Genomic DNA, 13,540 nt, shown 5'->3' with positions numbered 1-13,540 from the left:
GGACGTGGCAACTCTGGCACATCTTCCAAGCCGGTCGACGCGAGGGTCCGCCGGTAACCGTTCACCCCCGACCAGGCAGTTCGCCCGATTTGGCACTGCTTGGGCACAGACTTCCGATTGCCCCCGGTCCGACCGTACGCACCCCCGCAGCCGCCGCGAACCGGCCCCGCGCACCCCCGCCCCACCCGGCGGCGCCCCCCCGCGCCCGGCGGCCGGCGCGCGCCCCGCGCCCGCCGCGCACCTCACGCACCCCCCGCCGCACCCCGGTCACCCCGGCCGCCGCCTCACACGTTCGGGGGCGGCCCCTCGATCGGGCGTCCCAGCACTCCCGGGCGCCGCTGCCACGGCAACGGCCCGCCGGGCGGCCGGTACTGGACGCCCAGGGCGTCAAGGCGCCGGAAATGCCCGGCCATCCGGTCCCGGAAGCCGGGCCAGTAGCGGTCGGCGGGGCCGGGCAGTGCCGACCACACGACCTCGGCGAAGGCGGCCAGCCGCGGGAAGACCTGGTAGTCGACGCGGCTCTGGTCCTCCATCACCTCGGTCCACACGTTGGCCTGGGCCCCCAGCACGTGCGCGGCGGCGGCCGCGTCCAGCTCGGGCGGCACCGGCTCGAAGCGGTACACGTCCTCCAGCGTCCGCACGTACCCGATGGGCACCGGCTCGTCGGGGCCGCCGTCCTGACGGTGGTCCAGGTAGACCTGCTGCTCGGGGCACATCACCACGTCGTGCCCGGCCCCGGCGGCCGCGATGCCGCCCGCGTACCCGCGCCAGGAGGAGACCGCCGCGCCGTCCGCGAGCCCGCCCTCCAGGATCTCGTCCCAGCCGATGAGCCGTCGGCCGCGGTCGGCGAGCCAGTGGTCGAAGTGCCGGATGAACCAGGACTGGAGCTCGTCCTCGTCGGCCAGGCCGAGTTCGCGGATCCGCGCCTGGGCGGCGGGCGAGCGGCGCCACTGCCCCTTGGGGCACTCGTCGCCGCCGACGTGCACGAACGGCGAGGTCTCCGCGGGGAAGAGTGCCAGCAGTTCCTCGAACACGCCCTCGTAGAAGCGCAGCACCTCGTCCGTGGGGGCGAGGACGTTCTCGCTGATGCCCCAGTCGTCCCAGACGCCGAGGGCCTCGGTGTCGGCCGCGTCGGCGTTGCCGAGCCAGGGGTACGCGGCGATGGCGGCCTGCGAGTGGCCGGGTACGTCGATCTCGGGGACCACCCTCACGTGCCGGGCGGCGGCGTAGGCCACGATCTCGCGGACGTCGTCCTGGGTGTAGAAGCCGCCGTGCGGGGTGTCGTCCCACAGCGGGGAGGCCCGGTGGCCCCGGCGCGTCCGGGGGCGCCAGGCGCCGACCTCGGTGAGGCGGGGGTGGCGCAGGATCTCCACGCGCCAGCCCTGGTCGTCGGTCAGGTGCAGGTGCAGCACGTTCAGCTTGTGGGCGGCGAGCAGGTCGACGTACCGCAGGACGGCGTCCTTGGGCAGGAAGTGGCGGGCGACGTCGAGCATCATGCCGCGCCAGCCGAAGCGCGGCCGGTCCTCGATCCGCGCGTGCGGCAGCCGCCAGACGCGGCCCGGCAGCGGGGCGCGGCGGAACGCGTCGGGGCCGAGCAGCTGACGCAGCGTCTGGGCGCCCCAGAAGACGCCCGCGGGGCCGCCGCCGACGACCGCGGTGCCGCCCGCGTCGACGGTGAGCCGGTAGCCCTCCTCGCCCAGCTCGGCACGGACGCGGTCGTCGGTCAGCAGCCTGATTCCGGAGCGGCCTCCGCCGGGCGGGAAGGGGAATCCGGTGGCCGCGCCGAGTTCACCGCGCAGCCAGCGGGCGGTCGCCTCCGCGCCGGGGCCGGCGGTGAGGGTGGTGGTCGCGTCGAGCGTGTGCCCGGGTGCGCCGTCGTCGAGGCGGCAGCGGACGGGTGCCGGGATGAGGTCCATGCGTCGGCCCTTCGCGGTCGGGGCGGTCGCTCCCGGTCCGACGCCGGGAGGTACCCGCATGCCGTTGCACCCTGCGCAACGGCTGTTTCACGGAGTGCTTGCGCGGAGGACCCTACCGGCATGCGAAAGGCCCCCGGGAGGCGCGCCACGCTCACCCCGGGGGCCTTCCGGCCCACGGCAGGGACCTACTTGTCCTTGCCGCCCTTGTCCTTGTCGCCGCCGGCGCCCATGGAGTCGTAGATCTCCTTGCACATGGGGCAGACGGGGTACTTCTTCGGGTCGCGGCCCGGCACCCACACCTTGCCGCAGAGCGCCACGACGGGGGTCCCGTCGAGGGCGCTCGCCATGATCTTGTCCTTCTGGACGTAGTGGGCGAAGCGCTCGTGGTCGCCGTCGCCGTGGGAAACCTGCGGCGTCGGCTCTACGAGGGTCCCCGTGCCAGTCCCGCGCTCGGGCTCAAGAGTGCTCATGCCGCTAGGGTACTGGGCCGCGCGGCGGCACGCGGAGCACGCCCGGGCGGGGGTGGTCCGCCCGGGCCGGGACGGCGGGCGCGGGACGGCGGGCGAGCGACCGGGACGGCGGGCGCCGGGCCCACGACCGCGGGCGAGGGACCGGGACGGCGGGCGCCGGGCCCACGACCGCGGGCGCGAGCCCAGGACGGCGGGCGCCGACCCAGGACGGCCGGGCCCAGGCCTCGCGCGCCGGGCCCGCGACCGCGGGGCCCCCGGTGCCGCCTCAGTTCAGGGTCGGGTCGTCCGGGTAGGTGGCGACCATCGCCAGTTCGCTGCGCTGCCTGCGCAGCACCGACCTCCAGAGCCGTTCCGGATCGGGCGAGGACACGTCCCCGGGCTCGGACTCCACCACGTACCAGGCGCCCTCGGTCAGCTCGGCCTCCAGTTGGCCCGGACCCCAGCCCGCGTAGCCGGCGAAGATCCGCAGGGATCCGAGGGCGCTGGCCAGCAGCTCGGGCGGGGCCTCCAGGTCGACCAGGCCGATCGCGCCGTACACCCGGCGCCAGCCGAGCGGGCCCTCGTCACCCGGTATGACGGCGATCCCGAGCGCGGAGTCGAGCGAGACGGGACCCCCCTGGAAGACCACGCCCGGTTCCCCGGCCAGGCCCGCCCAGGGCAGCAGGACGTCACGGACGCCGACGGGGGTGGGCCGGTTCAGGACCACGCCGAGCGAGCCCTCCTCGTCGTGGTCGAGGAGCAGCACCACCGCGCGGTCGAAGTTCGGATCCGCCAGTGCGGGAGTGGCGACGAGCAGTCGCCCTGTGAGCGAGGACACCTCGGTCATGCGGACATGATCCCGCATATTCGCCCTGAAGGGGGAGCGGGCGACGGATCGGACGGCACCGCACTTCGGGCGCATCGCGGCAGCACGGGGCGCGCACCGCGGAGCGGGATGCGGGAAGGGATGCGGAACGCAACCCTCCGCCATGCGGCGGGCACGGAGGGTGCTGTGGCGAATTCATGACATTCCCGGGGGCCCGTCGGGCATGCGGTTCCGGGGAGTCTGCCCCTTACCCTTTTCTCTGGCCCCCTGCCCACCTCTCTCGGAACGCGAGATTCATGACCGGCACAGACGATGTCCTTGTTGTCCACGGCGGCACCCCGCTCGAGGGCGAGATCCGGGTCCGCGGCGCGAAGAACCTCGTGCCGAAGGCCATGGTCGCCGCCCTGCTCGGCAGCGAACCCAGCCGTCTGCGCAACGTCCCGGACATCCGTGACGTCCGCGTGGTCCGCGGCCTGCTCCAGCTGCACGGCGTGACGGTCCGCCCGGGCGACGAGCCGGGCGAGCTGGTCCTGGACCCCACCCACGTCGAGAGCGCGAACGTTGCCGACATCGACGCGCACGCGGGCTCCTCGCGCATCCCGATCCTCTTCTGCGGCCCCCTGCTGCACCGCCTGGGCCACGCCTTCATCCCGGGCCTCGGCGGCTGCGACATCGGCGGCCGTCCGATCGACTTCCACTTCGACGTGCTGCGCCAGTTCGGCGCGACCATCGAGAAGCGCGAGGACGGCCAGTACCTGGAGGCCCCGCAGCGGCTGCGCGGCTGCAAGATCCGCCTGCCGTACCCCTCGGTCGGCTCGACCGAGCAGGTGCTGCTGACGGCCGTGCTCGCCGAGGGCGTGACCGAGCTGTCGAACGCCGCCGTGGAGCCCGAGATCGAGGACCTGATCTGCGTCCTGCAGAAGATGGGCGCGATCATCTCCATGGACACCGACCGGACCATCCGGATCACCGGTGTCGACAAACTGCGCGGCTACAACCACAAGGCGCTCCCGGACCGCCTGGAGGCGGCCTCCTGGGCGTCCGCGGCGCTGGCGACCGGCGGCAACATCTACGTGCGCGGTGCCCAGCAGCGCTCGATGATGACCTTCCTGAACACGTACCGCAAGGTCGGCGGCGCCTTCGAGATCGACGACCACGGCATCCGCTTCTGGCACCCGGGCGGCCCGCTGAACGCGATCGCCCTGGAGACGGACGTGCACCCCGGCTTCCAGACCGACTGGCAGCAGCCGCTGGTGGTCGCCCTGACGCAGGCCGCCGGCCTGTCGATCGTCCACGAGACGGTGTACGAGTCCCGGCTGGGCTTCACCTCCGCGCTGAACCAGATGGGCGCCCACATCCAGCTGTACCGCGAGTGCCTGGGCGGCTCGGCCTGCCGCTTCGGCCAGCGCAACTTCCTGCACTCGGCGGTCGTCTCGGGACCGACCAAGCTGCAGGGCGCCGACCTGGTCATCCCCGACCTGCGCGGCGGCTTCTCGTACCTGATCGCGGCCCTGGCGGCCGAGGGCACCTCGCGCGTCCACGGCATCGACCTGATCAACCGCGGCTACGAGAACTTCATGGAGAAGCTCGTGGAGCTCGGCGCCAAGGTCGAGCTGCCGAACGGCGCGCTCGTCTGACGCTCCAGGAGCGCGCAGGAACGCCAAAGGGCGGCCACCCCGAGGGGGTGGCCGCCCTTCTGCGTATGAGGACGCCTCACGGCGCACTACGCCCGGCCGGAGGCCGGCCAGGGCTTACTTGCCCTTGGCGGCTTCCTTGAGCTTGGAGCCCGCGGAGACCTTCACGCTGTAGCCGGCCGGGATCTGGATGGGGTCGCCGGTCTGCGGGTTGCGCGCGGTGCGAGCGGCACGGTGGGTGCGCTCGAAGGTCAGGAAGCCGGGGATGGTGACCTTCTCGTCGCCCTTGGCGACGACCTCGCCGATGGTCTCGGCGAGGGCGGCCAGAACGGCGTCGGCGTCCTTGCGGGTCACCTCGGCACGCTCGGACAGAGCGGCCACCAGCTCACTGCGGTTCATGTTGTACTCCCGTGTTCAACTTGCCTTTGAGGCGTGAGATCGAAGCCGATGCTGCCAGGGCCCTAGGACAGTCCCCGGACCCGGGTCTGACGTCAGACCCTCTCGCCCGGTTACGCATCCTGCCCCCACCAGCGGCGGGAAAGCCAATCCGGCACCCGCCAGGGTCACACGAAAAGCGCCACGGTCACGCCGCGGTGACGCTCCGTCCGCCGGCGGATGCGTACCGCGGTGCCGCCGCGGGATCCCCGCAACCCTAGAGCGGCCCCGTCGGCCCCGCATCCCGCGACGCGCCGGGTGTCAGGCGGACGTGGGGCCCGTCACAGCCCGTTCGCGGAGGCTCCGGCCGCCTTGGCGGCGTTGCGGACGGCACCCGCGACGGCGCCGGCCACCTTGTCGTTGAACACCGACGGGATGATGTAGTTCGGGTTCAGTTCGCCCTCGGTGACCACGTCGGCGAGCGCGGTCGCGGCGGCCAGCATCATGTCCGTGTTCACAGTGCGGGACTGGGCGTCGAGGAGACCGCGGAAGACGCCCGGGAAGACCAGCACGTTGTTGATCTGGTTCGGGAAGTCGGAGCGGCCGGTGGCCACAACTGCCGCCGTCTCACGGGCGATCGAGGGGTCGACCTCGGGGTCCGGGTTCGCGAGCGCGAAGACGATCGCACCCTCGGCCATGGCCGCGACGTCGTCGCCGTTCAGCACGTTCGGGGCCGAGACGCCGATGAACACGTCGGCGCCGACGACGGCTTCCTTCAGGGTGCCCGTGTAGCCCTCGGGGTTGGTGTTGTCGGCGATCCAGCGCAGCGGCGACTCGGCGTCCGCGTCGACCAGGTCGGCGCGGCCGGCGTGCACGACGCCGTGGATGTCGGCGACGACGGCGTGCTTGACGCCCGCCGCGATGAGCAGCTTGAGGATGGCCGTACCGGCCGCACCGGCGCCGGACATGACGACCTTCACGTCGCCAATTCCCTTGCCCACCACGCGAAGTGCGTTGGTGAGGGCGGCGAGGACGACGATCGCGGTGCCGTGCTGGTCGTCGTGGAAGACCGGGATGTCGAGGGCCTCGCGCAGGCGGGCCTCGATCTCGAAGCAGCGCGGCGCGGAGATGTCCTCCAGGTTGATGCCCGCGAAGCCGGGGGCGATGGCCTTGACGATCTCGACGATCGCGTCGGAGTCCTGGGTGTCCAGGCAGATCGGCCAGGCGTCGATGCCGGCGAAGCGCTTGAAGAGGGCCGCCTTGCCCTCCATCACGGGCAGCGCGGCCTTCGGGCCGATGTTGCCCAGACCCAGGACGGCGGAGCCGTCCGTCACGACTGCGACGGAGTTGCGCTTGATGGTGAGGCGGCGCGCGTCCTCGGGGTTCTCGGCGATCGCCATGCACACGCGGGCCACGCCCGGGGTGTAGATCATGGACAGGTCGTCACGGTTGCGGATGGGGTGCTTGGACGCCATCTCGATCTTGCCGCCGAGGTGCATGAGGAACGTACGGTCGGAGACCTTGCCGAGCGTCACGCCGTCGATCTCGCGCAGCTGCTGGACGATCTCGTCGGCGTGCGAGGTGGAGGACGCGGCGATCGTGACGTCGATACGGAGCTTCTCGTGACCGGAGGCGGTCACGTCGAGGCCCGTGACGGATCCGCCGGAGGACTCCACGGCCGTGGTGAGCTGGGAGACCGCGGTTCCGCTCGCGGGCACCTCCAAGCGGACCGTCATCGAGTACGAGACGCTGGGCGCCGTTGCCATGGCCGTGTTCCTCTTTCCTTGCTTTCGTCGCACACGCCCCCCTGAACCGCGCGCGAACACGGCAGGACGTGTTGTCCGATCGTCCCACCTACCCGCCGGTAGCAGGTAACCAGCTACAAACTTCGGAAGAACACTTCCACCATACGAGATATCTTGACGTGAAGGAAGTGTGCCCGGGCACAAAAAAGGTCCGCGCCCTTCCCTGGAGAAGGACGCGGACCCGTATGAACGTCTATGACACCGACCCGCCATGCTCGCCTCGCGGCAAGTGGTCGCTCTAAGCGACGAAGGTTGGGCCCGGGGGCTTGGATCGAGCCGGTGCCTTACCCAGGCTAACAAAGGTTGCCCGGAACTGATCCCCCCTCCGCCGAGTTGCCCACGACCTGGACACATGCCGCCCGCTCGGCCGCGAGCCGAACGGCTCACGGCCGATCCCGGCACGGCGCCCGGAGGCCGGGCGCCGCACGCCCGCCGCGCCGCAGACCGGGCCCCGGCATCCGGTCAGCCGCGCAGCAGCCCCGGCACCCCGTCGGCGTCCGGCTCGTCGCGCGCGTCCGAGACCACCGTCAGCTGCTGGGTCGCGCGCGTCAGCGCCACGTACAGCACCCGCAGGCCCGCCGGCGACTCGGCGGCGATCTCCGCGGGCGACACGACGACCGTGGCGTCGTACTCCAGACCCTTGGCCTCCAGGCTGCCGAGCGGGACCGCCCGGTCCCCCAGGCCCGCCAGCCAGGCCGCGGCCTCCTCGCGGCGGTCCATGGCCACCACGACGCCGACGGTGCCGTCCACCTCGCCCAGCAGCCGGACCGTTTCCTCCCGCACCGCCGCGCCCAGGTCTCCCCCGGCGACGGCGAACCGGGGCCGGAGCCCCGTGGAGCGGACCGCGGTGGGCGACTCCATGCCCGGCATGGCCAGCGCCAGCACCTTGGCGGCCAGCTCGGCCACCTCGGCCGGGTTGCGGTAGTTCACGGTGAGCGTGAAACGGCGGCGCGGCCGGCTGCCCAGCGCCTCGTCCCGGGCCTCGGCCGCCTCGTCGGGGTCGGTCCAGGAGGACTGCGCGGGGTCGCCCACCACCGTCCAGGTGGCGGTCCGCCCGCGCCGCCCGACCATCCGCCACTGCATGGGCGTCAGGTCCTGGGCCTCGTCCACGATCACGTGGGCGTACTCGGTGCGCTCGGCGGCGAGCCGCTCGGCGCGCTCGCGCTGGGTCTCCTCGCGGCGCGGCATCAGCTCCTCCAGGCCGGAGAGCTGGTCCAGGGGGTCGAGCTCGCGCTTCTTCTTCGGCCGGGCGGGGGCGCCCAGCAGGCCCTGGAGCTCGTCCAGCAGTGCCACGTCGTGCACCGACAGCGGGCCCGAGCCGTCCGGGCCCACCCGGCGCAGCGAACGCGCCAGCTGGCGGGTCTCGCGGGGGTTGAGCACCCGGCGGCTCCAGCGGGAAAGCTTCCGCTCGTCGGCCATGGCGGCCAGCACCCGGCGCGGAGTCAGCTCGGGCCACCAGGCGTCCAGGAACTCGATGAACGGGTCCTCGGTGGAGACGTCCTCGTCGAAGCTGGCGCGCAGTTCGGCCGCCAGCTCGGGGTCGGTGTGCCGGCTCGCGCCGCCGGACTTCGCCCACAGGGCGTCCAGCAGCAGCCGGCGGGCGCGCGGGCGCAGCAGGTTGACGGGCGCGGTGCCGCCGAGGGCGGTCTGGCGGATCCGGTCGAGTTCCTCGGCCTCCAGCTCCTGGCGGCGGTTGAAGGCGACCACGCGCAGCCTCTCCGGGGCGCCGCCCAGCTCCAGGGCGCCGCGGACGGCCTTGCGCAGCACCTTGAGCATCCGGGAGGAGCCCTTGATCCGGGCCACGGCCGGCTCGTCGTACGTGGTGGCCTCGGCCCCGTCGACCAGCGAGCCCAGCGCGCGGATCGCGACCTGGCCCTCCTCGCCGAGGGAGGGCAGCACGCCCTCGGTGTAGGCGACGAGGAGCGGGGTCGGGGAGACGATCAGGATGCCGCCGGAGTAGCGGCGGCGGTCCTGGTAGAGGAGGTACGCGGCCCGGTGCAGGGCCACCGCGGTCTTGCCGGTGCCGGGGCCGCCCGCCACCTCGGCCACGGAGGCGGCGGGGGCCCGGATGACCAGGTCCTGCTCGGCCTGGATGGACGACACGATGTCGCGCATGGAGTGCGTACGGGCCCGGCCGAGGGAGGCCATGAGCGCACCGTCGCCGATGGCCGGCAGCTCGCGGCCGTCCAGGTGGGCGGTGACCTCGGGGCGCATCAGGTCGTCCTCGACACCGAGCACCTTGCGGCCCTTGGAGCGGATCACGCGGCGGCGGACCACGCGGCCGGGGTCCTTGGGGGTGGAGCGGTAGAACGGCGCCGCGGCCGGCGCCCGCCAGTCGATGACCAGCGGGGAGTAGTCGGCGTCGAGGACGCCGATGCGGCCGATGTGCAGGGTCTCCGCGATGTCGGCGGTGAGGTCCTCGCGGATGGCATCGTCGGCCGGCTCGACGGAGGTGTACGCGCCGTCCGGGCCGCGCTCGCCGTCCTTGCCGAGCACGAGGTCGATCCGGCCGAAGAGGAAGTCCTCGAACTCGTTGTTGAGCCGGTTGAGGTGGATGCCGGCCCGGAACACCTGGGCGTCGCGCTCGGCGAGCGCGCCGGGCGTGCCCACCTGGCCGCGCTTGGCCGCGTCGTTCATCAGGAACTCCGCCTCGTGGATCTTCTCCTCAAGGCGGCGGTACACCTGGTCCAGATGAGTCTGTTCGACCGCGATCTCCCGATCGCGGACGGTCTCTTCCGTGGCTTCCTGCGCGGCCACCAAGGGCCCCCTTCTGGTCGTTCTGGGCGACCGTCTAAGGTACCCCCTCCGGTTGGGGGCAGTCCTCACGCAAGGCCAGGGAGCGGCGCCGGTGGCGCGCGACGCGCTCGCGGTTGCCGCAGGTCTCGCTGGAACACCAGCGCCGCCGGTGGCCGCGCGAGGTGTCGAGGTACACCCGGGTGCAGCCCTCGCCGTCGCACGCCCGCAGCAGCGCCACCGCGCCGGGGTCGGTCAGCAGCACCACCGCGTCGCGGGCCACCGCGGCCAGCAGGGCGGTGCAGTCGGCGCCGTGCAGCCGCCGGGCCAGCCCGCCGTCGGGCTCCCGTACGGCGCACAGGCCGGGCGGCGCGGCCAGGGCCCGGGCGTTGACGCGCTCCAGTGCCTCGCCCGCGGGGAGCCCCCGCAGGGCGGCGGCCAGCAGGTCGGCGAGGTCGTCGCGGAGTGCCCAGAACTGGGGCAGCCAGTCGTATCCGACCCGGTCGAGCGGGGTGCCCAGGGGCACCAGTCCGGTGCCGATGAGCCACTGCCTCAGCCGGAAGGCCTCGCCGAGCCGTTCGTCGGGGCCTGCGGTGGCGACCAGGTCCAGGCAGACGCGCCCGGAGTCGAACCACAGCCCGTACGAGCCCGCGCCCGCAGTCATGCGCGTGTCACCGCCTCGAAGCGACCGGTGGGTGCCGACTCCAGAGTGCCGCGCCCCGAGCCGGACGGGAACCCCGCCGACACACGGACATGTTCGACGACCTCCACCTGTCGGTCGTCGACTGGCTCGTCTGCGCGACGGCGGCCCACCACGGCCTCGTCGTGCTCCACGACGACAAGGACTTCACCGCAGCGGCGAGCCTCCTCCCCGATGTCCAGGAGCACAACGTGCACCACGTACGACGCGCCGGGACGTAGCTCCCCGAGCCGGTGGCAAAGAAGCGCACCGCGCGTGGGGTCGAGCCGCGAGGCAACCGCTACGCGTCCGCGTACTTCGCGTCGGCGGCCGGGTCCAACGCCAGCCGGTAGCCGCGCTTGACCACCGTCTGGATCAGCTTCGGCGCGCCCAGGGCGCTCCGCAGCCGGGCCATCGCGGTCTCCACGGCGTGTTCGTCGCGCCCCGCGCCCGGCAGCGCCCTCAGCAGTTCGGCGCGGGCCACCACCCAGCCGGGGCGCCGGGCCAGGGCGCGCAGCAGTGCCATGCCCGCGGGCGGTACGGGGCGCAGGTCCTCGTCGACCAGCACCGCGTGGCCGCGGATCTCCACCCGGTGCCCGGCCAGCGGCAGCGTCCTGGCCCGCGCGGGCAGCTCCTGGCAGAGCAGCTGGACCAGCGGCCCGAGCCGGAAGCGTTCGGGCTGGACGGTCTCGATGCCGTGGGCCTGGAGCGGCAGCGCGGTGACCGGCCCCACGCAGACGGCCAGCGCCTCTCCGCGCAGCGCGTCCAGCAGCTCGGGCAGCAGCCCGCGCTCGGCGGCCCGGGACAGCAGGGAGGCTGCGGCGGGGGCGGAGGTGAAGCTGACCGCGTCGAGGGAGCGGGCGAGCACGGCGTCCACCAGCCGGTCGAGCGGGGCCAGGTCCTCGGGCGGCATCCAGCGGTACACCGGCACCACCACGACGTCGGCTCCCCCCTCCCTCAGCGTCTCGACGAAGCCCGGCAGCGGCTCGCCGTGCAACTGGAGCGCGATCCGGCGGCCGGCCACCCCCTCGGTGAGCAGCCGGTCCAGCACCTCGGCGAGCGACTCGGAGTCCGGGGACCACTCCTCGGTGAGGCCGGCGGCCCGGATGGCGCCCTTCACCTTGGGCCCGCGGGCCAGCAGCCGGGCGCCGCGCAGCCGGTCCAGCAGGTCTTCGCCGACGCCCCAGCCGTCGGCCGCCTCGATCCAGCCGCGGAAGCCGATGGCCGTGGTGGCGACCACGGTGTCGGGGGCGTTGCCGATCAGTTCCTTGGTGGCGCCCAGCAGTTCGCTGTCGTCGGCGAGGGGCACGATCCGCAGGGCGGGCGCGTGCAGCACCGCGGCGCCGCGGCGGCGGAGCAGTGCGGTGAGTTCGTCGGCGCGGCGGGCGGCGGTGACGCCGACCGTGAAGCCCGCCAGGGGCCCGGTGGCGGTTCCGGATCCGGCCGGGGTGCGGGGTGTGGTGTCGTCCATGGCGGGGTCCCTGCCTTGCGCAAAGGGGGGTGCGGCGGGAACCGAGCCTGCCAACGTGGCGTGTCAGGCTCGGTTCACCGGTATTTCACCGTCGTAACAAGGGTGCCGCGCGGCCCGCTCAGACGGTGCTGAGCTGCGGCTCCGCTTCGGTGTTCGAGGCGACGACCCGGCTCGGGGCGGGCCGCCGAAGGTATACCGCCCAGGTGACCAGGCAGCACACCGCGTAGAAGCCGAGGAAGGTGACGAAGGCGCCGGTGCCGGAACCGGAGCTGAGGAAGGCCTCGCGGAAGACCAGGTTGATGCCGAGGCCGCCGAGCGCGCCGACCGCACCGATCATGCCCATCGAGGCGCCGGACAGCCGCCGCCCGTACGCGTCGGCGGCCTCGCCCGCCATGCCGCGGGCCAGCGCCTGGTTCTGGAAGATGCCCGGGATCATCTTGTACGTCGAGCCGTTGCCGAGCCCGCTCAGGATGAACAGGGCGATGAAGCCGACCAGGAAGACGGGCAGCGACTCCCGCACGGAGGCCAGGATCACCACTCCGGTGGCCACGGCCATGGCCGCGAAGGTGCCGAGCGTGATCCGCGCGCCGCCGAACCGGTCGGCCAGCCACCCGCCCACGGGCCGGATCAGCGAGCCGAGCAGCGGGCCGATGAAGGTGAGCGAGGCGGCCTGCAGCGGGGTCCGGCCGAACTGCGTCTGGAGCACCAGGCCGAAGGCGAAGCTGTAGCCGATGAAGGACCCGAAGGTGCCGATGTAGAGGAAGGCCATGATCCAGGTGTGGGCCTGGCGCACCGACTCCTTCACGGCCCCGGTGTCGTTCTTCACCGGCGCGAGGTTGTCCATCTTCACCGCCGCCAGCACCGCGGCGACGAGCACCAGCGGGATGTACGCGCCGAGCAGGATGCGCGGGTGGGCCGCGCCGGCGGTGCCGATGACCAGCAGGCCGACGAGCTGGACCACGGGTACGCCGATGTTGCCGCCGCCCGCGTTGAGGCCGAGGGCCCAGCCCTTCTTCCGCAGCGGGAAGAAGGCGTTGATGTTGGTCATCGAGGAGGCGAAGTTGCCGCCGCCGACCCCGGTGAGCGCGGCCACCAGCAGGAAGGTGCCGTACGAGGTGCCGGGCTCCATGACCGCGAAGGCGGCGGCGGTGGGGACCAGCAGCAGCAGCGCGCTGAAGACCGTCCAGTTGCGGCCGCCGAAGCGGGCGACGGCGAAGGTGTACGGGATCCGGACGAAGGCGCCGACCAGGGTGGCCGTCGCGATCAGGAAGAACTTCCCGGCCGGGTCGATCCCGTACTGCGGGCCCATGAAGAGCACCATCACGGACCACACGGACCAGATGGAGAAGCCGATGTGCTCGGAGAGCACGGAGTAGATCAGGTTCCTGCGGGCCGTCTTCTCGCCCGTCTGCTTCCAGAAGACCTCGTCCTCGGGGTCCCACTGCTCGATCCAGCGGCCCCCGGTGCGCCCTGCGCCCATCACGCCCTCCACTGCTCTGGTGTCCGTGCTGCCAGACGCTAGGGATGGCGCGTTTCGGCCCCCGTGCCCGCGCGATGACCGCCGCGGAACGTTGCTCTCACCCGGGCGGGCTGCGGGATGTGAGGGGTACGGGAGGGCGACGGGCCGTACCGGGGGCGCCCGCGCGTACGTG

11 protein-coding genes are annotated in these 13,540 nt (G+C 73.1%); 2 read left to right on the top strand and 9 right to left on the bottom strand.

The genetic code is table 11. The features are described from left to right. Positions 1-284 precede the first annotated feature (284 nt). From ACIF6F_RS11925 to ACIF6F_RS11915, 3 genes are all read right to left on the bottom strand, one after another. Complete coding sequence (locus ACIF6F_RS11925) at positions 285-1,916, bottom strand: beta-N-acetylhexosaminidase (RefSeq protein WP_399944758.1); 1,632 nt, start codon at positions 1,914-1,916, stop codon at positions 285-287. Positions 1,917-2,101: 185 nt separating this feature from the next. Further along, a complete protein-coding gene (locus ACIF6F_RS11920; protein WP_150207851.1) occupies positions 2,102-2,386 on the bottom strand; it encodes a DUF3039 domain-containing protein in 285 nt (94 codons plus the stop codon). A 265-nt stretch (positions 2,387-2,651) separates the two neighbouring features. Next, positions 2,652-3,212 carry a YqgE/AlgH family protein gene (locus tag ACIF6F_RS11915; protein ID WP_399944754.1) on the bottom strand — a complete coding sequence of 187 codons (561 nt, stop codon included), beginning with the start codon at positions 3,210-3,212 and terminating at the stop codon, positions 2,652-2,654. Between the two features lie 275 nt (positions 3,213-3,487). Here ACIF6F_RS11915 and murA point away from each other — a divergent pair, with 275 nt between their 5' ends. Continuing rightward, positions 3,488-4,828 (top strand): UDP-N-acetylglucosamine 1-carboxyvinyltransferase, encoded by a 1,341-nt coding sequence (murA, locus tag ACIF6F_RS11910; RefSeq protein ID WP_399944751.1) that lies wholly within the window; start codon positions 3,488-3,490, stop codon positions 4,826-4,828. Between the two features lie 114 nt (positions 4,829-4,942). On the opposite strand, the gene ACIF6F_RS11905 is transcribed toward murA, so the two are convergent. From ACIF6F_RS11905 to ACIF6F_RS11890, 4 genes are all read right to left on the bottom strand, one after another. Further along, positions 4,943-5,224, bottom strand: a complete 282-nt coding sequence (locus tag ACIF6F_RS11905) for an HU family DNA-binding protein (protein ID WP_030875040.1) — start codon at positions 5,222-5,224, stop codon at positions 4,943-4,945. 317 nt (positions 5,225-5,541) lie between these two features. Then, the gene (locus tag ACIF6F_RS11900) at positions 5,542-6,966 is read right to left on the bottom strand and encodes an NAD-dependent malic enzyme (RefSeq protein WP_399944748.1); all 1,425 of its coding nucleotides are present in this window, start codon (positions 6,964-6,966) and stop codon (positions 5,542-5,544) included. A 501-nt stretch (positions 6,967-7,467) separates the two neighbouring features. Beyond that, positions 7,468-9,762: a HelD family protein gene (locus ACIF6F_RS11895; RefSeq protein ID WP_399944746.1), complete on the bottom strand. Its 2,295-nt coding sequence runs from the start codon at positions 9,760-9,762 to the stop codon at positions 7,468-7,470. A 34-nt stretch (positions 9,763-9,796) separates the two neighbouring features. Then, positions 9,797-10,402 carry a CGNR zinc finger domain-containing protein gene (locus tag ACIF6F_RS11890; RefSeq protein ID WP_399944743.1) on the bottom strand — a complete coding sequence of 202 codons (606 nt, stop codon included), beginning with the start codon at positions 10,400-10,402 and terminating at the stop codon, positions 9,797-9,799. An 89-nt stretch (positions 10,403-10,491) separates the two neighbouring features. Between ACIF6F_RS11890 and ACIF6F_RS11885 the strand changes: the two genes are divergently transcribed. Then, on the top strand, positions 10,492-10,659 hold the full coding sequence (locus ACIF6F_RS11885) for a hypothetical protein (RefSeq protein WP_399944741.1): 168 nt from the start codon (positions 10,492-10,494) through the stop codon (positions 10,657-10,659). Positions 10,660-10,718: 59 nt separating this feature from the next. On the opposite strand, the gene ACIF6F_RS11880 is transcribed toward ACIF6F_RS11885, so the two are convergent. Beyond that, a complete protein-coding gene (locus tag ACIF6F_RS11880; protein ID WP_399944739.1) occupies positions 10,719-11,888 on the bottom strand; it encodes a uroporphyrinogen-III synthase in 1,170 nt (389 codons plus the stop codon). 118 nt (positions 11,889-12,006) lie between these two features. Next, on the bottom strand, positions 12,007-13,368 hold the full coding sequence (locus ACIF6F_RS11875; RefSeq protein WP_399944736.1) for a nitrate/nitrite transporter: 1,362 nt from the start codon (positions 13,366-13,368) through the stop codon (positions 12,007-12,009). Between the last annotated feature and the right edge of the window lie 172 nt (positions 13,369-13,540).

Origin of the sequence: Streptomyces sp. NPDC086023 (assembly GCF_044540325.1) — a bacterium.
Classification (GTDB): Bacteria; Actinomycetota; Actinomycetes; order Streptomycetales; family Streptomycetaceae; genus Streptomyces.
The sequence above is the reverse complement of the archived record's forward strand: the minus strand, read 5'-3'. Positions and strand labels throughout refer to the sequence as shown.